This window comes from Thalassoglobus neptunius, assembly GCF_007859735.1.
In the GTDB taxonomy this organism is placed as follows: domain Bacteria; phylum Planctomycetota; class Planctomycetia; order Planctomycetales; family Planctomycetaceae; genus Thalassoglobus; species Thalassoglobus neptunius.
The window spans coordinates 13197-33364 of the sequence record NZ_SIHI01000006.1; the positions used below are offsets into that span (position 1 = coordinate 13197).

10 protein-coding genes are annotated in these 20168 nt (G+C 53.9%); 8 read left to right on the forward strand and 2 right to left on the reverse strand.

Annotated features, from left to right (window positions below; all coding sequences use genetic code 11):
* Positions 1 to 32: 32 nt before the first annotated feature.
* Entirely contained in the window at positions 33 to 938 is a 906-nt protein-coding gene (locus KOR42_RS14045) for an NAD-dependent epimerase/dehydratase family protein (protein ID WP_146510468.1), read from the reverse strand.
* Between the two features lie 396 nt (positions 939 to 1334).
* Here KOR42_RS14045 and mfd point away from each other — a divergent pair, with 396 nt between their 5' ends.
* The 6 genes from mfd (at position 1335) to lpxB (ending at position 16745) form a co-directional block, all read left to right on the forward strand.
* Positions 1335 to 4589: a transcription-repair coupling factor gene (gene mfd, locus KOR42_RS14050; RefSeq protein WP_146510469.1), complete on the forward strand. Its 3255-nt coding sequence runs from the start codon at positions 1335 to 1337 to the stop codon at positions 4587 to 4589.
* 204 nt (positions 4590 to 4793) lie between these two features.
* Complete coding sequence (locus tag KOR42_RS14055; protein ID WP_197441183.1) at positions 4794 to 5936, forward strand: peptidylprolyl isomerase; 1143 nt, start codon at positions 4794 to 4796, stop codon at positions 5934 to 5936.
* A gap of 366 nt (positions 5937 to 6302) precedes the next feature.
* The gene (locus tag KOR42_RS26675) at positions 6303 to 10835 is read left to right on the forward strand and encodes a hypothetical protein (protein WP_197441184.1); all 4533 of its coding nucleotides are present in this window, start codon (positions 6303 to 6305) and stop codon (positions 10833 to 10835) included.
* Positions 10836 to 11670: 835 nt separating this feature from the next.
* Entirely contained in the window at positions 11671 to 13953 is a 2283-nt protein-coding gene (locus KOR42_RS14070) for a glutamine amidotransferase (RefSeq protein WP_146510471.1), read from the forward strand.
* 249 nt (positions 13954 to 14202) lie between these two features.
* Positions 14203 to 15234 (forward strand): sugar phosphate isomerase/epimerase family protein, encoded by a 1032-nt coding sequence (locus tag KOR42_RS14075; RefSeq protein WP_146510472.1) that lies wholly within the window; start codon positions 14203 to 14205, stop codon positions 15232 to 15234.
* Positions 15235 to 15569: 335 nt separating this feature from the next.
* The gene (gene lpxB, locus KOR42_RS14080) at positions 15570 to 16745 is read left to right on the forward strand and encodes a lipid-A-disaccharide synthase (protein ID WP_146510473.1); all 1176 of its coding nucleotides are present in this window, start codon (positions 15570 to 15572) and stop codon (positions 16743 to 16745) included.
* Positions 16746 to 16783: 38 nt separating this feature from the next.
* Here the strand turns inward: lpxB and KOR42_RS14085 are convergent, their stop codons facing one another.
* A complete protein-coding gene (locus KOR42_RS14085; RefSeq protein ID WP_197441185.1) occupies positions 16784 to 17830 on the reverse strand; it encodes a S1C family serine protease in 1047 nt (348 codons plus the stop codon).
* A gap of 159 nt (positions 17831 to 17989) precedes the next feature.
* Here KOR42_RS14085 and xylB point away from each other — a divergent pair, with 159 nt between their 5' ends.
* Positions 17990 to 19549: a xylulokinase gene (gene xylB, locus KOR42_RS14090; protein ID WP_146510475.1), complete on the forward strand. Its 1560-nt coding sequence runs from the start codon at positions 17990 to 17992 to the stop codon at positions 19547 to 19549.
* Positions 19533 to 20030, forward strand: coding sequence for an HYExAFE family protein (locus KOR42_RS14095; protein ID WP_146510476.1), 498 nt, complete (start codon positions 19533 to 19535; stop codon positions 20028 to 20030). Before xylB ends, KOR42_RS14095 begins: the two co-directional genes overlap by 17 nt.
* The last annotated feature ends 138 nt before the right edge of the window (positions 20031 to 20168 follow it).

A 20168-nucleotide genomic window follows, 5' to 3' on the forward strand; every position in this document is an offset into this window, starting at 1 on the left:
GCCTGTTTGACACCTGAAATTTCTGCTGCCAGCTAAGACTTTAACCCGGCGATCAGTTCTTCAATTGTTCGTTCGAAGAGTGCTGTCCCGCCGAATTTCATTCCGAGTTCGCGAAGCCGGTTCGTCTCGATTTGATTTTTAGGAGAGGTTTGTCCTCCCGTGATCTCGCTGGAACTCCCGGTCAGTGACTTGGCGAGAGTGGCGACATCGAACTGTGAGATGTATCGGTCATAACAGTTGAACGCGCGTCCTTTGATCTCTTCTGCGTCTGCTTTCAGGCAGAGGTGAATCGCTTTCGCGACATCCGCCGCGTGCACTTCTTTTCCTCCGCGAGAGCAGTTGACCGGCTCGCCGTTGATAATCGCTTGGACCATAGGAGCCCACTTGCTGTTTTCGACAGGCCGGTTGACGCCGTACACACCGGTCGGGCGGACGGCACTGATGGGCATTCCCTGACCAAGACCGTAGCTGTGAACGAACATTTCGATCGCTGCTTTGTGAGCGCCGTAATGACTCTTCATCCAAAGCGGATGTGTTTCGTCGAGAGGTCGGTCGTCGAGAATCACGTCGTGGACTGCGCATGTTGACACGAAGACGAATCGTTCGACGGATGCCTGAAACGCTGCGTCGATCAGCTTGAGGGTTCCCATCAGATTGACGTCGAGGTACGGAATCAAATCCCCTTCGCCGCCCATGAATTTTCCGCTCGGGTGAAAGAGGGCTGTGTGCGCGATGGCGTCGCATTCGGAAACAAACTCGCGCTCTTGTCCGTCACCGAGTGATCCCTCGATCCAGGTGATTGAATCGGCGATTTCTTCGAATCCTCCGCGATCGCTCGAAGGACGAGACAGGCAAAGACAGGTGTGCCCAGCCTGAACCAGTTCGTAAACGAGATACCGCCCGATAAATCCTGTCGCTCCAGTGACGCCGACTCGCATTCGTTCCTCCGCGATTCAAATTGCCGATCCGATCAAATTGCCGCTCTGAAACCGGTCGGTCAGTCTTCTTCCAGCATGGTCTGTGATGACGAACTGTCAACTCAAATTCAACACCTCGTTCGCGCAGGTTACAGCAGGGCAACTCTTGTTCACACCATCGTGAAAGATGTTCTCGAGTGTGGATTGAGAACGCCGTTCGTGGTCAAAACTTTGGGGCGCGAATGGAGTCGGATTCGAAGCGGCTCCCGATTTTGAGGGTTTCTGCCCTCTTCTGTTCGAAGTGCATTCGGTCAAAGGAAAATAGAGACACGCACTGGGCTGTTCGGTTTTCCGCATGTTTCTCAAACAGCAAGATTGGAATAAATTTGACGCCATTGCTACAGTTCTTTACGAAAAATGCCCGGCCAACAGCATGAAATCCGGGAGTTGCCGGATCTTGTTCAAACGCTGAGTGACGTTGAATCGTTTCAGTCTGTCGTCGCTGCACTGCGACGCGGTTCAAGTGGAACGATTGATGGCGCGTGGGGATCATCATGCGCGCTGGTGGCAACGACAATTGCCGAATCTGCACCGGGACCGCTTCTGATCGTGCTCCCGCGAATCAGCGAAGTCGAAGATTTTGCCCTCGATCTGGCTTCGTTTCTCGATGATTCGCCAGTGATCTTTCCAGCTTGGGAGGCACTTCCGAAGGAGCACTCTGTTTCGGATTCGGTTTTTGGAGCGAGGCTGCGAGTTCTGCAGTCGATGGAATCCGGAGCCTGTCCGAAGATCATCGTCACGACACTTCCGGCTTTGTTGCAGCCTGTCCCAGCTCGGTCGGAACGGGAGTCATCGACCCGATTGCTGAAAATCGGCGAAGTCATTGACTCGGAAGAACTCCTCAAATGGCTTGTCGATCGCGGTTTCGAGCGAGTTCCTGCAATCGAAAAACCGGGTGAATTCGCGGTCCATGGGGGAATTATTGATCTCTTTCCGCCCGATGCCATCGACCCGATCCGAATGGAACTGTTCGGCGACGAGATTGATTCACTGCGATCGTTTGACGTTGAAACACAGCGCAAGGTTGAGGATCTGAAAGAGTCGAGGCTCATTGCGGTCGCTCCCGCTGATGAGACAACATCTGAACCATTGGGAACGGCGAGTTTTCTGGATTCATTGCCAGAAAACAGCTGGATCATGATTTCAGAACTCACGGATCTTGTCGACGAGGGAAAGAAGTATCTTCAGCGGCTTGAGAATCCGCGGGGGCTGTACAGTGTCGATGCGACGTTGGCGAAGTGTACGGAAAAGCCGACGGTGTCTGTCGCGGCACTGGCTGAAGCCAGCTTTGAGATCACAAGCCATTTACAGATTGAATCGACCGAGCGATTTTCCGGTCCGAAGAATGAGGTGATTCAAGAACTCGCGACGGTTGTCGGGGCGGAAGAACAAGTCCTCATTGCATGCCACAACGAAGGTGAGCGGGAACGTCTTTCGGAGCTGATTCAGGAAGAGCATGCGGAACTCTTCAAGCGTGTGCGACTCTGCATCGGAGCGGTCACTCAGGGTTACCGACTTGTCTTCGCGAATACGGTCGTTCTCAGCGACAACGAACTGTTTAACCGTGTGCATGTGCGGGCACCGGCGAAGTCGAAGAACAAGCGGATCGCCAGTCGCGCCATCGACAGCTTTCTCGATCTCAACGAAGGTGATCTGGTTGTCCACCTAACGCATGGAATCGGTCGCTATCTCGGGATGAAACTTCTCGATCAGGAAGGAGAACAGGAAGAGCATCTGATTATCGAATTCCGGGATGGCGTTCGAATTTTTGTGCCGGTCACGTTGATTCACCTCGTGCAGAAGTACATCGGTGCGTCCAAAGGCGCGCCGCGACTTTCGAAAGTTGGAGGTTCGACTTGGGCGAAGAACAAAAAGAAGGTCGCTGATGCCGTCTCCGACATGGCTTCGGACATGTTGAAGCTGCAAGCTCAACGGGCCATGCAAACGGGAATGGCGTGCCCTCCCGATTCTCGCTGGCAGCAGGAGTTTGATACGTCGTTTCCGTTCGTTGAAACCAACGATCAATCGCTGGCAATTGATGACATCAAGCGCGACTTGATGGATTTGAAGCCGATGGATCGGCTGATTTGTGGGGATGTCGGTTTCGGAAAAACGGAAGTCGCAATGCGGGCGGCCTTTAAAATGGTTGATGCCGGACGGCAAGTGGCAGTGCTTGTTCCGACGACCGTTCTGGCGCAGCAACACTATCGATCGTTCGTTTCTCGAATGGCCGATTTTCCGATTCAGATCGATGTTTTGTCCCGTTTCAAAACCAGAGGTCAACAACGGAAACTCCTGAAAAAACTCCAGGAAGGTAGTGTCGATATCGTGATCGGGACGCACCGAATCGTTCAACAGGATGTCCAGTTTCGCAACTTGGGACTTCTGATCGTCGATGAAGAACAGCGTTTCGGAGTGGCGGCGAAGGAGATGTTGAAGCAACTCCGGTTGAATGTGGATGTGTTGACGTTAAGTGCGACACCAATTCCGCGGACGTTGCATCTTTCGCTATTGGGAATTCGGGACATCTCAAACCTGACCACTCCTCCGCAAGAACGTCTGCCGATTGAAACACGAATCTGCCGTTGGGATGGCGATCTGATCCGTTCAGCGGTGATGCGTGAGTTCAACCGGGGGGGACAAGTCTATTTTGTGCACAATCGCGTGTACGACATCCGCAAAATCGCGGACAGATTGCAGCAGATCGTTCCCGAAGCCGAAATTGTGATCGCTCACGGTCAGATGGGGCCGGAAGAACTTGAAGAGAACATGGTCAAGTTCGTGAACGGCAAAGCAGATATTCTGGTCGCGACGACGATCATCGAGAGCGGGCTCGACATTCCGACTGCCAATACGATGTTCATCCATCAGGCAGAGAATTATGGGCTTGCAGATTTGCATCAGTTGCGGGGACGCGTCGGACGAGACAAACATCGGGCGTATTGCTATCTCCTAGTCGGCGAAGGGAAAACGCTTTCGACGGTTGCGGCTCGTCGACTCAAGGCGATCGAAGAATTCAGTGAGCTGGGAGCTGGGTTCAAGATTTCGATGCGGGATCTCGAAATCCGCGGGGCAGGGAATATTCTGGGAACCGAGCAAAGCGGGCACATCTCAACAGTCGGCTACGAGTTGTATTGTCAACTTCTTGAAAACTCCGTGCGTCGGCTTAAAGATCTTCCGGAGCGAGAAAGTCCGCATGTCAATCTCGACCTTCCGGTCACTGCATACTTACCCAGTCCCTATATTCCCCCGGGGCGCCACAAGATTGACGTGTATCGGAAACTTTCGTCAGTGGCGACGCTCAAAGAGCTGCAGGAAGTGACAGATGAAATTCGCGACCGATTCGGGCCAATTCCCGACGAAGGTGCGCAATTCATTAGTATGAAAGAACTTGAGTTATACGCGTATCAATGGGGCGTCGATCAGATTCGTCTTGAAGAGGATCGGTTTGCAGTCTTGAGTTATTCCGATCCACAACGAATCCACACTCTTGCGGGACGGCTGAAAAAGAAGCTGAGGATCGTCGACCGGCAGAATGCGTACCTTGTCTTGCCGAAAAAGGCCCTTCTGGGGGCAGATTTAGTCGAGTTTCTAAAATCCGTGTTGCGTTAATTCTCGAAGCCGGGATATAAGCCAGTCCCTCTCCTCCGCCAACCGGGTTTTTCCCCAGTGAATTCACGGTTTCGGATTTTTCTGGCTCCCCCTACACAGCCCGCAAAATTCCGAAGCCAAGCAGAGTCTGGTTTCACCGTTCGTTGTGTCCTCACGCTCGGTCACATGCGATTCTGTGAATCAGATGTACGACAAGTTTGGCCCATGTCCCGAATCCTCATCATCCTGGCGGTTGTTTCAGTATTTGGTTGCTCCGGCAATCGTAGCTACGATGTGGCGAATCCCGTCGTTGGCCCGCCACCTCCCCGATATGACAATGCCGAGCAAATTGCTCGAGCTGCGGATGCTCAGGGAGTGATCCAGCAGGCAAGCTTCGATACCGAGGCCCCATTGTCGATGACCACTGTCATTGCTCGCGTCAATGGAACTCCCATTCTCGCTGGTCAGGTCCTCGAACCATACGCAGCAAAACTCGCTCAGGCGAGCAAGCAACTTCCTGCCAGCGAAATTCGCAAAGCTCAGGAAGGAATCATCAAGCGGGAACTGCCTCCTCAGATTGAACAGACCATCATGGTCAATGAGGTGAAGTCCAAGCTCACCGAAGAGCAACTTTCTGCGATCGACGAACAGCTCGATAAGTTCTTCGATATTGAAATCGAAAAAATGAAGGCGAAGGCTCAGGTCAGCAACCTTGCAGAACTCGAAGGTGCTCTCCAGCAACAGGGGATGTCGCTGGTGACTCTGCGAGAAATGTTCGGTGACCGACAGCTGGCCGGTGAATACATCAAAGGACGGGTGACACAGGATGCACCTGTCACACGAGCGGAACTGCTCGAAGAATACAATCGGCGACGTGAAGAATATGCTCAGCCGGAGCAAGTCAAATGGCAACAGCTTCAGGTGACGTTTGCCTCGCATGGCTCTCGCAGTCGGGCAGGCGAGGTTTACAACAAAGCGATTGCTGAGCTGAAAGCCGGATCTGAATTCACTGATCTTGTCAAGAAGTATTCCGATGGTCCTCTGAAAGATTCCGGGGGACACTGGGACTGGACCCAGCCTCAGAGTATCGCAAATGTTGAGGTCCGAAAATCTCTGGCGGAACTCCCCGTGGGGAACTTGAGCCAGACAATTGAAACAGACAAAGCATTCCTGGTGGTCAAGCTCACCGGGCATCGTCCTGCGTCTTACACCCCGTTTGAGGAAGTGCAGGAAGAGATCCGGAAGTCGCTCATTAATAGACGCCAGGAAGAACAAGTGGAAACAATCATCGCCGAACTCAAAGACCAGGCGGTGATCGAAACGATGTTCGATGAGGGATTTTTCGGTGGCGGAGTCACTCTTCAGTAGTCACAGCCTGACAAGATGTCTGGTTACAATTTCTGAAGAACTCCAGATTCGGCGAGTGCTGCCGAAACAAGTCATCGAAACGGCGGAATTTGGAATTCCACCAACTCCCGTATTGACCCATCAAAACGGACTGAGTTATTAGCGTTTTCAACTCACTGAACTACTTACTTCACTTCTCAACGACATTTCGTCTCAACGTCCGAGAGTCAGGGATCGACTCGTCAACGTCATGGAGAAATCTGTGGTGCGATGACTCGCCTGGCTTGAGGTCAGCTTCCAATCCTCATAGCAGCGGCAAAACGAGTCATGGTGCGACATCGCAAGAGACAGTACGAACCCCGTCAGGGCTCCAAGGAGGGACCGACATTGTACAAGTTTATGGGACTACTAATTTGTGGCGGTGTATTAACCGCCGGTGCATGGCTTGGCTCTAGCAGCCACGCTCAGGATCCCGCGGCTGCGGTTGAGAATCCGTTTGAACGGTATCAACGTCAGACCGCTTCAACACCTGCGGCGACTCCAGCCGGTTCAACGACCGGTCTGGAAGCCAACCGTCGACGGGTGAATGACTATCTGCGGCAGGCTCAGGCCAAGCTGCAGGCCGGAGAAAAGCAGGAAGCATTGCGTCTTGCTGCCGTTGCGACTCGTTTGTCGCAGGAATCTCATCTGACATACGCTCCCGGAACACTCTCACCACAGTCGGTGATTGCCCAGATTCAGGGAACGCCAGCCCCAAAACTTCCGCCGCTGACGATTCCTAAATCGCCAGAAGAGCGGTTGCAATTGTCTCAAACGATGCTGAGTTCAGCTCGGGAAGACATTGCAAATCGACGTTTTGACCTTGCCCGTCAAAAAGTCGAGCAAGTCAAACAGCTCGAAGTCCAATACGGAGTCTTCGATCTGAAACCGGAACAGGTTCTTTACGAGATTGCTCGTTTTCAACCTGCCAACCCAGAAGGCCCATCCGCTGAGATGGCGTCTCTGAATTCAGAACAGACCCCTTCCGAAGGTGGAATTCAGCAGGTCAATGCTGAAGTCGTCGCACCCGCCACGACTTCACAGGATCCAAAAGCCGAAGCAGTGGCACTGCTTCAGGCAGCGAAAGAGAAAATCGCACAAGGGTACTACGGAGAAGCTCAACTCCTCGTGCTTGATGCCAAGAAGCTCGACGTTTCCTGGGACGTGACTGAAGAGTCCCCAGAGTATCTGTTGACGAAGATTGCTCAGCAGTCGGGAAGGGAGATCTTTGCCGCGACTCCTGACCGTGCTGAACAGTCGACTGGTTCTGATGAGGATCGGACCCGTGCGCTGAGTTTGCTACAGGAAGCTCGAACCGCGCTCAGCGCAGGCGATCTTGAAACTGCAAAAAGCAAAGCCAGCGAAGCTGACCAATTGCAGGTGTCTTATCAACTCTTCGACGATCGTCCCGCACTCGTGTTGCAGGATGTTCGATCCCACGAAGCTCAATCAGCTGGTTCCCAGACTCCACAAGGTGCTGCTGCAGCATTCCCTGTGGCAAGTGCTGATCAGACTGACAAGAAAGAACAGGCAGCAGCTCACCTCGCAGAAGCTCGCGAAGCAATGCGTCAGGGACAGCTGGAAGCCGCACAGGATCACATCGCAAAAGCAGAGCAGATCGATGTGGCGTTTGGATTGTTCGATGACACCCCAGACGTTGCTCGTGAAGATCTCGATCGTCTGGTCGCCGCTCGCGAACAGGGCTCAGCAGCTGGTCTGGCCAGCAACGCTCAAGTTCCTGCTCCAATGGGACGGGAAACAATGAAGAGCCAGGCAACTGAGCTCTTGCAGGCAGCCCGAGCAGATCTCGAAGCAGGTCGTTTCGACGATGCACGAGCGAAAGTTGCTCAAGCGAGTGACCTCGAAGTGACTTACGATCTCTTCGAAGACAGCCCAGAACGATTGTTGACGGAAATTGATCAGGCAGCAGCCAGCGGAGCCAGCCCATTCAGTGCAGCTCCAGCTCTGGCAGCCAGCGGATTGAACATGACTTCACCCGCACCAGAAGCTCGATCAACGACATCAACTCAGCGAGTTGTGACTGCTGGCGGATCAGCAACCGAACTCTACGATCATGGTGTCCAGGCGTTGAAGCAAGGTGACCGCAACACCGCTTACGAAATGTTCCTGCAAGCTTACAACTCTGGCGAACAGCTCGACGCTTATCGTCAACAGCAGCTTCAGGACAAACTTCGTGAACTGGCACCTCGCCGAAACTCACCAATCGTTCAAGCCAGCAACGAGCAGTACAATCCTGCCGCTGGTCAGCTTGACCGAGTTGTGGGAGAGCAGCAGATCGTCTTCGATCAGCTTCGAACTGACAGCCTCAACGCGATCTACCGTGCTGAGAAGCTTCGAGACTCACAGCCAGCCAAAGCGTTGGAAGTGCTCGATCAGACTTTGGCAGCCATCAAGACATCCAGCTTGAGCGAACAGCAGTCTTCCGCACTGGTTTCTTCAGTCAGCAGTGCTCGTGAAAGCATTGTCTCTTACATGGACCAGAAAGCTCCAATCCTGGAACTTGAACGTAAGAACGCAGAGACCAAAGACCTCATTCGTCGTGAAATCGAAGAACGAGTTCGCGTCGAACAGGAAATCGCAGAACTGATCGACGAGTACAACAAACTCTACGATCAACGACGCTACGCGGAAGCACTCGCGAAAGCGAAACAGGCTGAAGAACTTGATCCTGAAAACCCAGCTGTCATCGCAGCCAAACTGCAAACGACCTTTGCATGGCGAGATCAGCGAAATCAGGAACTGCGAAGCAACAAGGAAGAAAGCTTCTTCGAAACTCTGATGGATGTTGAACAGGCTTCTGTCAGCCCGGTCGGAGACGATCGTCCTCTGGCTTACGCCAAGAACTTCGCAGACATCAAAGCTCGACGTCAACCAGGACGTGCAGACGCTCGCGAACACACCGAAAGCGAAATGCAGGTCTACAACAGCCTGCGAAAGCCTGTCTCATTGCACTTTGACGGTGCACCGTTGGTCGAAGTTCTTCGATTCATCGGAGACACACAGGGAATCAACATCTCTGCTGATGAAGCGGGACTGAGTGAAGAAGGCCTGACTGGCAGCACCCCTGTCAGCATCAACGTGGACGGAATTCAACTGCGAAGTGCATTGAACCTCCTGTTGCGTCCGCTTGGTCTCGACTATGTGATCGACAACGAAATCCTGATGGTGACCAGCCAGCTGCGTCAGCAGGGTGAGATGAAGACACTGGTTTACCAGGTGGCAGACCTTGTCGTTCCAATCTCTTCCGGTCCAACGACTGTGAAGGCACAACCCGGATCGAACTTCAATCAGTTCAACAACGGTGGATTCCAAAGCCATCCAACAGTTCCTTCCATGGGGAACGGATTCTCACAGGTTCCTGCCAACCCATTTGGTGCTCCAAACGGAATGAACGGAATCGGTGGAACTCCCGGTGGAAGCCAGGGACTGAACGGACCAGAATCTTCCGAGTTTGACTTTGATGTTCTCTCTGATCTGATCACGACCACCATTTCCCCTGATACCTGGGATGAAGTTGGTGGAGAGGGTGCCATCACCAATCACGAAAGTACTTTGAGCCTCGTGATTCGTCAGACTCAGAAAGCTCACCAGGAAATCGAAGATCTTCTGGAGCAACTGCGAAGACTGCAAGACTTGCAGGTGACCATTGAAGTTCGCTTCATCACCGTGAGCGATCAGTTCTTCGAACAGATCGGAATCGACTTCGACTTCAACATTCAGGACACAGTTGGTGGCCCTGTTGTGAACGACGACTTCACTCCAATTCGCCGCTTCGGTGGGACAGATCCAACCTTCGGAGGAAACGCGACTGGTGGAGGTGGTGGAAACGCAGGTGGTGGCGGAAATGCTGGCGGTGCCGGTGCGAACGGCGGAGGTGGACTCGCTCCATTCGGTGCTGGCCCAACTCTCAACCTGATCGGTCGCGACAACTGGCCTTCCAACACAGTCGTTGGTCTGGTCAACGGAACAGAGCAGTTCTCCCCAGAACTGGACATTCCGTTCCGACAGGGATCGTTCGAACTCTCAGCTCCTCAGTTTGGTGGATTTGAACCAACAGCAGGGATCGAGTTCGGAATGGCGATTCTGAGCGACATCGAAGCCTTCATGTTTGTCCGTGCTGCTCAAGGTGACCGACGTTCGAACATCATGTTCGCTCCGAAGATTACACTCTTCAACGGTCGTGGTGGTAACATCGTCAGTGGTTTGCAGGTCCCATTCGTGACATCTGTCCAGCCAGTGGTGAGTAACTTCCAGATTGGATTCCAACCGACGGTTCAAACCTTCCTGGATGGAATCAGCCTGAGTGTGAACGCTGTGGTTTCCGCAGATCGTCGATATGTTCGACTCACAGTTTCTCCGTTCTTCTCAACAATCACCGACGTGTTCACCTTCACGACCGGAACTGGTCAGGGTGGAAACATTAACATCGGCGGTGGTGCTGGTGGTGTTGGCGGTGGAGCTGGTGGCGGCGTCGGCGGTGGTGTCGGTGGCGGCGGTGGAGTCGGCGGCGGCGGTGGCGGCGGAGTTGGCGGTGGCGGTGGACTCGGCGGAGCTGGTGGTAACAACAACCAGCAAGGTGCTGCCGGAACCGTGACCATCCAACAGCCGGTTCAGGACCTCGTCCTTCTAACCACGACAGTGAGTGTTCCCGACGGTGGAACGATTCTTCTCGGGGGTGTGAAAACTCTCCGCGAAGGTCGAAACATGGCCGGTGTTCCAATCCTCAACAAAGTCCCTTACATCAGCCGGTTGTTCAAGAACACTGGTGTGGGACGAGAAACGGAAAGCCTGATGCTGATGGTCACTCCTCGGATCATCATTCAGGAAGAAGAGGAAGAACTCCTCGGAATTCCTAACTAGGTTTTCTCAACGGTGTTTGATTTCTGTCCGCAGACGCACGTCAGATCTGATCTGGCGTGCGGAACAGAGACCGCGGACTCTTACTTCAAGAAGTGCTAGACCTCTTGATTTGTCCTCAAACCGCCCCCCCCCTAGGTGAGAGGATAGACGTCTCAGGCAGTGGCTGCTCGATCCCTTGGTCGAGCAGCCCTTCTTTTTGCGCTGAACGCTTTCGCGCATCGTCGATTGCTTTTGAAATCGACGTTCTCATTCCGTGCTGCGTGATCGATGGGCTGACTTTAGAGCGTCACTGCACCGAATTTGTGACCACTGATTCCACGGAGCATCTCTCTCGAAGTTCTTCTCGTTCATCGAATTGCATCAGCCGCTGTGTGAACACTGTCGAATTGTTCAATTTCGCTCAGTCGTTCGGTTGTTCGTCACGAGGTCTTCGCTGACAATGTTGTGTTGCTAAAGATGCTGAGTCATTGAAGCGGAGAGCCTCAGGCAACGTGCATTTTCCCCAGCGAGGAAGCAGTTTCCAGAGAGTTGGGGGCAGTGAGTTCGTCTCCTTCCGTGCCATTGGCATTCATCATTTTCACGAAAGGAAACGTATTCACGAAAGGCAACGTACGGTTTGTGGTCCGAATTCATGACAAGCGCGTTCCCGTTCAATTCGTGGGAACTTCCATTCACTGCATAAACGTTTGCGGCAGTTTCTTTGTACTCACCCGGTTCGTATCTTTTGATGAATGCAGCGTTTACGCGTACAAATGGCTGCCAACCTCAGACGAAGATGATTTAGACTGATTCAACTCTCCAACGGTTTGTTTTCCCTGTCACTCGATTGAGACGAATGCGATTTGTAATCCAACCAGTTTGGAACTGGCCCTTGGTCGTCGTGACGATCATCGTGATGCTCGGGGTCCTGCTGTGGACCTATCCGCGTCGGGTCCGGCACCTTTCTCCCGGATGGCGGAGAATTCTCATCGGCCTTCGACTGGTTTCTGCACTGATTCTGATCGTCGCAATGCTCAGGCCATCGATTCAAATCAGCGAGATGGACCATCAATCGTCGAGGCTGACTGTGCTTCTCGATCAATCTCGAAGCATGTCGACCCCCGACGGAGCCGGCGATCTCACGCGACGCGAAGTTCTCGTTCAGCTGGTCGAAGAAAATGGCGAGACTCTCGAAGCGTTTCGCGATGAGGTCGATGTTCAGTTCCTCGATTTCGCGACAGAATTACTCCCGTCGAGCAGCCTCAGCCCAACAGCTGATGGGGAATACACCGCCATCGGTCAGACGATCGACGGGCTTCGGGAAAATTCCTCCCAGGACCGATTGATCGGTGCAATTTTGATGAGCGACGGGGCTCAGCGTGCTGGCGGGGAAGCGGATGTCGATCCACTTGCTGCCGCCCGGCGATTTGCTGAACAGCTGGGAGTTCCCATTCATACGGTGACTGTCGGGACTTCGGATGTTTCGGGAAGCGGCATCGATCTGGCCATCGAAGATATGCAGCTTGATCAAAGTGTCACCTTTGAACGCAAAACCGTGCCTGTGCACCTGCAAGTCAAACTCAACGGCGCCTCGGGGAAAGAAGTTCGGGTCCGGTTGTTGATTGAAGATCGAACGGGAGTGGCCGATGGCGAATCGGGTGAGTTTCGTGAGATTCCGCTGTCCGTCGATGCCACACCGTTTCGCGATCTCAAGACTGACAAGAATTCGCTGACGATCCCTGTCGAATTGTCCTTCGTGGCGGAACGCGCAGGCGAATACAAAATCGCAGCCGAAGTGGTTCCCGACCCGGGTGAGGTCAAAGTCAACAATAACCGGCGCGAGACATTGATCACCGTCAGGAAGGGCGGTCTCAAAGTTGCCTATTTTGACGTTCCTCGTCCCGAACAGAAGTTTCTGCGCAGACTCAATGACACGGCAAAGATTCAAGTCGATACTCAAGTCGTTCTCTCCGGGCGATTTGCTCAGGAGACCAATATCGACCCCGATCTTTTCTCCCCTGGAAAATACGACGTATTCATCATCGGCGATGTCCCAGCTTCGGTCTTTCAGAAGGATGGGAACAAACTCTTGAGGGAACTGGCACTCCGCGTCAATGAAGGGGCAGGGCTCATCATGATCGGCGGACTCCACAACTTTGGAGCCGGGGGGTACGCCGACACGCCGCTCGCCACACTGTTGCCAGTGAAGATGTCGCCGGACGAAAAAATCCGTATCGATCAGGAGAATCCCGACGGACATTTGCAGAGAGAAGTCAAATTTCTTCCGACCGAAGCGGGGGAAGATCACTATCTGATGCGCCTTTCCGGTTCTCAAAACGATTCAGCCTGGCGTCGACTGCCTTTGTTGGGAGGGGCCAACCGACTCGAACGGAAGTCGGGAGCTGTTGAAGTGCTGGCAGAGACCGAAACCGGAGACCCCCTTCTTCTCGCCACAGATACCGGTCGGGCTCGAGTGCTCGCTTTGGGAGTGGACGAGACTTGGAAATGGCATCTCCGAGGATTTCAGGCGGAGCATCAACGATTCTGGCAGCAGCTCATCCTCTGGTTGGCCCACAAGGAATTCGACTCCGATCAGCCTGTCTGGGTTCGCGTTGAACCGCGAAGCTACGCACCTCACATGCCTGTGGTTATTGAATTCGGGGCTCAGAACGAATCGGGCGAAGCCATACCCGACGCAGAGTATGAAGTCGAAGTTCTGATGCCTTCGGGGGAGACTCTCAAAGTGACTCCTCAACGGTTCGGCGATCACGGGATCGGCGAGTTTTTGGAAACAGGAGCACCGGGTGACTACTGGGTCCGCGTCTCCGCGAAACACAATGGAGCCTCGTTGGGGTTGCTGGCGTCGACTCGTTTTGTCGTCGATTCTCGTGATATCGAGATGGACAACCCGGCCGCGGATCCCGGTTTAATGTCAGAAATCGCCAGCGTGAGTGGCGGGAGCGTGGTTCCCCCGGAGAATTTCGGAGAGTTCCTGACACGCTTGCTGGACGAAGGAATTCCGCCGGAACTCAAGCGGTATCGAACGATCAATCTCTGGGATGGCTGGCCGCCGTTGATCCTCTTCGTGGTGCTAATGTCCACCGAATGGGTACTGCGGAAGAAGCAGGGGCTGGTCTGAAACTGCTCGTCTGTGACGATTTTCGCTGGTTGCCGAAGTGTGCTGAGGATCGTCCGCCCATCGGTCGACAAATCTCTGGAAATCCGCCATGCTGTGAGCGATTCAATCAATAGATCTTCATGTGTCGGATTGAGTGAGACTGCTTGCTCGATTTTGCGCACTCGCCTGAGCAGTTTGATGCGGTGAGAGTCCGTATTTGCTGATGCGAGTTTTCATATCACAATTCGTAGACTTCTCGAGGAGAGTTTCATGGCCCATTCGCTTCCAAAACTTCACAACGCCATGTGGCCGGGACTGGTTGGAAAAGAGGAAGGCACGGAGAATCCTCCGATTTCACTCGACCGAATGCTGGAATTGACAGCACAGGCGAATGTCAACGGAACCCGTTTTGATGGCATCGATTACTTTCTGTTCCTGCCACACACCGATCCGGACGCGAGTGACGATGAGTTGCGGCAAATCGCCGACAAAATCGCGAGTCATGGATTCGCTGTCGGGTCTCTCGTTGCCCCAGTCTGGCCCGGAACCGTGGGTGATTCCGCGATGGGGGATGAGGAATCTCGCAAGAAGTTTCTGACAGCTGTCGAAAAAGCCTGTCGCATTGCCCGAATCTTCAATGAGCACGGAGTTCGCAAATACGGAGTGATCCGCATCGATTCCGCGGAATTCGGTGTCGAAAAGTGGCGCGAAGACGCTCAGGCGAACACCAAGAAAATCGCGGCAACGTTTCGTGAAGCTGCGAAGATCGCAGAAGACAACGGCGAACGTCTCGCAGCTGAGGGAGAAATCTGCTGGGCTGGGATGCACTCATGGAGAGATATGCTCAACCTGCTGGAAGAAGTCGGAATGCCTCAATCGCTTGGTTTTCAGGCGGATTTGGCGCACACCTACCTGTATCTCATGGGCTACAACGCTCCGGAGCATGCCTTGTTGAAAGAAGGTGATTCCGAGGAAGCCTTCTGGGATGCGTACAAAAAGATGACCGATGCACTGCGTCCCTGGACGATCGACTTCCATGTCGCCCAGAACGACGGAACCGTGCATGGAACAGGAAGCCACGACAAGACCGGAAAGCACTGTCCGGCCGATGATCCCAACGGGAAACTCGACATTGTGAAATGTGCTGGCTACTGGCTCGAGGGAGCAGCCGATCGAGGAATCGAACACATCTGCTGGGATGGATGTATGTTCCCGAACTCGATGCTCGAAACCGAATCGACCTGGAACACGATTCTCGGCAAAATGATCGAAGTTCGAGATGCTCACGGCTGGGACTCATAGAGCAAGTTGCTCTTTCCTGTGCACTCGCTTGAACTCTTTCATTCGGCAAAAGGCTGAGTTTGCTCGTGCGAGTGAGTGCACTCCAAATCAGAAAACGCTCTGAGAGTACCGCAGCATCTCCGAATTGCGTCGTTTCCGATCAGTCATTTTGGACTCAACGCGATTCGTAGAGTCCATGACTTCGTTCAAAACAGGCCTCGCTCCGATTTCGGGTGGGGCCTGTTCCATTTTTCGCGGTTTTTCTCTCAGGAGGAGAGACGAAATTCGCGCTTCCGGCGGGCTGGCATTTTGATACGATTCCGGCCATTCGGACTGATGAACGCAAGGATGCACTCATGCACGTCTTTCTCTCTGTTGGTGAACCAAGCGGTGACGAACACGCCGCTGCCCTCATGCGATACTTTCGGGCGCGCGAACCGGGAGTTCGCTTCAGTGGCTTCGGTGGACCGGAAATGCAGTCACAGGGTCTGGACTGCCTGTTTCAACTCACCGATCTGGCGGTGATGGGAATCGATCAGATTCTGCCGCTCATTCAGAAGTTTCGGTCACTTGTTCAGAAGGCTGAAGAATTCTTTCATCGCGAACGTCCCGATGCCGTTGTTCTCGTTGATTTTCCCGGGTTCAACTGGTGGGTTGCGCGAGCAGCGAAGCGAGCGAATGTCCCGGTCTATTATTATTGTCCGCCCCAACTGTGGGCATGGGCTCCATGGCGGATTCGCAAAGCGCGTCGCCTCATTGATTGCGTCTTGTCGGTTCTTCCATTCGAAGCAGAGTGGTACGAGTCACGCGGAGTCGACGTCGAATACGTCGGTCATCCCTTCTTCGATGAGGTTGCGGATCCCCCCATTTCTCCGGACGAAGTTCAAAGCCTACGCCGGGATGGAAAGATTCATCTCGGAATTCTCCCGGGCTCACGAAAGCAGGAAGTCCTTCGCAACTTTCCCGTGATGCTGAATGTCATCGAGGAACTCGCAGGTAAGCACCCCAATCTGCGGTGCATGGTGGCGTGTTACAAGGAGTGGCATTACGAGAAGTGTCAAGAACTGATGGACAATCACAGAACGTCATTGCCGATCGACCTCTATGTGGACCGAACTTCCGCCGTCATTGAATCGAGTGATTGCTGTCTGATGGTTTCGGGGTCGGTGAGTCTGGAACTGCTGGCACGCAAGACACCAGCTGTGGTGATGTATCGTGGGTCGTTAATGACTTACATCCTCGCGACCGCTCTGTTGACCGTCGAGTTTATGTCGCTTCCGAATCTGATTGCCGGTCGGGAATTGATGCCGGAATATCCGGTCGTCCGGAGTCGCAGTCGACATATCCGGGACATGACGAAAGATCTCGATCAGTTGATTTCCAATCCTGACGAACTGAATGCGATGAAGTCCGCGATTACGGATCTGGCTGATGAAATAGTGGAAGTTGGCGGTCTGGCTCGGGCAGCCGAAGTGCTGCACAATCGCCTGCGAGCTGCGAAGTCGTCGGATGCCCAGAAACGAGCCGCATAGAGTCGATCAACAGAGCGAATGTTCAACCAGAGTGCCGCTCATTCGCCTGTGTCTGCGTCAGACTGCGGCGCGATCGGGGGAGGGAATTCCCCGGACTTGAGGGCTTCAATTTTGGGAAGAATGAGATCGGCCGGCAGCAGATAGCTCGCTGTCCGTCCGGCACGGGCGATGTTGATTCCAATCGCTTTTCCATCGATGTTGACAGCTGGTCCGCCACATTGTTCTGGACGAAGGACAGTGTCATGTTGGAGGACCGCCTCGAAGTCGTCTCTTCGAAAACTGAGTGGACCGCCCAGTTGTTGCTGAAAGGCGATTCGTGACAGAAAATCTCCGAAGGGATGAGTCAGCGTGACACTGAATGATTTCTTTTCGCCGTCTCGATCGACTTCGACGATGACAGTATCTCCCGGGCGATACTGATGGATTGTGCGAATCAAGTCCCGTCGCCCGGCGATCTGGCTTGAGTTGATCGAGAGAACTTCGTCGTTGGCTTCGAGTCCTGCGCGAGAAGCTCCGCTGTTCGGAAAGACGGATTCGATAATCGCAGCCACGTCGGGAGAGACATCGACGAGTGCGATTCCCAGGACACCGTAAGAACTCGATTTTTCAATCGACCGGCGGGGGACGCTGACCACTCCGATCCCAAGTGGTTCCGGTTTCTGCCCGGTCGTGACGACCCACGCTCCCAGCTTCGGTTCCTCTGTTTCCCATTCCACTGCAGTCAGGCGGGAGGCATTGACTCGAACGAGGGCGAGGTCGAGTTTAACATCGTGCCCGATGTACTCGAACGGAACCCGTCGGCCATCTTGAAGCGTGACCAAATCAGCTTCGCCAATCTGGCTGGCTTTCGTCAAAATCCATCCGTCACCATCAATCACGGCCCCCAACGCGACCGGTTCGGTCTCTTTCAGAAATTCGACGGTCCCGCGACGTGCGTTCCGAATGACCGGAACGAAGGCATTGCGAACCTGCTCGCCCTGCGTCCAGAACCGCTCTCTCAATCTCTCCGGAAGTCGTTCCTCAGCAGGAGCGGACAACGGCAGACTGCTGATCAAAATAAGTGTGGCAAGGAATCGTTGGGTCACGGGTGCCTCACTGGAGGGTGGAACGAAGAGTTGGTCATGTCTGTTGCTACACAGCCACGAGTCGATTTCCTATTCTGGATCGTTGATAGAATTCTACTCTCGACGTTTTCGCGGGTTCAATCGACTTCGCTGATTCACATAGAAAAAGGAATCGCTGGCATGGGTGTGTTTTTAGGAATCGACATCGGCACAAGTGGTACCAAAACACTTGCCATTAAAGAAGATGGAACGATTCTCGCGTCAGCAACCGCGGAATATCCCCTTTCAAGTCCGCATCCGGGCTGGTCGGAACAGGATCCTGAAGACTGGTGGACTGCTTCGGCGGAAACCGTTCGAAACGTGCTGGCAGCTGGCAACATCTCTCCTGCGGATGTCAAAGGAATCGGCCTGAGCGGTCAGATGCACGGCTCCGTGTTTCTGGATGCCGACGGAAAGGTGATTCGGCCGGCATTACTCTGGAACGACCAGCGGACAGTGGCAGAGTGCGAAGAAATCGAATCGCGTGCAGGCGGGCGAACGGCACTCATTGAGATGGTCGCGAACCCGGCCCTGACGGGATTCACAGCTCCCAAGATCCTCTGGCTTCGCAATCACGAACCTCATCACTATGAGAAGCTTCGCAAGGTGCTCTTGCCGAAAGATTATGTTCGGTATCGCCTCACCGGAGAGTTTGCTTCGGAAGTGAGCGATGCATCGGGAACGTTGTTGCTCGATGTCAGGCGTCGCCAGTGGAGTCAGGAATTGCTGACCCGACTCGAAATTGACCCTGCATTCCTGCCGGAAGTTTATGAATCGGAAGAAGTGAGCGGCAAGCTGCATGCGGCAGCTTCGGCGGCTCTCGGGTTGCCGGAAGGGGTTCCTGTCGTCGGTGGCGGTGGCGATCAGGCGGCCAGTGCGATCGGAAACGGAATCGTCAGTCGAGGGGTGATTTCGGCAACGATGGGAACAAGCGGTGTTGTCTTCGCTCACAGCGACGAAGTTCAAATTGATGCTGCGGGGAGAATTCATACGTTCTGCCATGCAGTGCATGACAAATGGCATGTCATGGGATGTGTCCTTTCCGCGGGGGGAAGTCTTCAATGGTACCGAAATCAGTTCGCTCTGGCGGAAGTCGCTGCCGCCAAAGGAATGGGTGTCGACCCTTATGAATTGCTCACAGCCGAAGCCGGTCAGGCCCCAGCCGGATCGGAAGGGCTCTTCTTTCTGCCATATTTGACGGGAGAACGAACACCTCATGCTGATCCTCATGCTCGCGGAACCTGGGTGGGAATGAGCCTCCGGCATCAAAAAGCGCACTTCGTCCGTTCGGTGATGGAAGGGGCCACCTTTGCGATGCGAGACTGTCTCGAACTGATCCGGGAGATGAACATCCCGATCGAACAGATTCGAGTTTCGGGAGGTGGTGCTCGCAGCAAGTTCTGGCGCCAATTGCAGGCGGACGTGTACGGTCAGAACGTCGTGACCATCAATGCGGAAGAAGGGCCTGCGTTCGGAGTGGCCCTGTTGGCTGCAGCCGGAACCGGAGCTTATTCCGACGTCGTCGAAGCGTGTGAAGCGACCATTCGCGTGGAAACCGAAACTGAGACAGACGCACCGGCGAAGGCGAGTTACAATCGAGCGTACCCGATTTACCAAAAGCTCTATCAGTCGTTGAAGTCTGACTACAAGTCGATCGCCGAGTTTGTCGAAGCGGAAACGAACGATGGCAAAACGATGTAACCACTATGACGTCGCCTTCGAAAAACTGCTGCGACTGGTGAGGCGTCCGTATGTTTCCGTCAACGAAACTCGCCGTGCTCTGCATGGAAACGAGTCGTTAAAATCCATGGATTTTGTGGTCTATTCCCAGACGACAAGTAATCTGTTGATCGACGTCAAAGGCCGACGCTCGTTTGGCGGACGGCCAAGCTGGCAGAACTGGGCCATGCAAGACGACATCGACAGCCTTCTCAAGTGGGAAGACGTCTTCGGAGACGGGTTTCGAAGCGTGCTGGTTTTCGCCTACGAAGTTCTCGAACCGAAGGAAATGGACTACCATCCTGTCACATGGGAGTTCCAGCGGCGTCGGTACGCCTTTTACGGTGTCTGGACGCAGGAGTACGCCCGGAAGATGAAACTTCGGTCTCCTTCGTGGAAAACGGTTTTCCTCGGAGCAAATCACTTCCATGAGTTACGCCAACCCATCCTTGAGATGCTTTAGCAGCATTCCCAAGTCTCACAGAATGGAGTTTTTGCGAGAGCCTCTTTCGTTCAAAAAACTGTTGCGACGCCTGCTCGTTTTCTCCCCACGCATTGACGGACGAGACTGGGTGAAGAGCGAGGGGAAACCCGATGAATG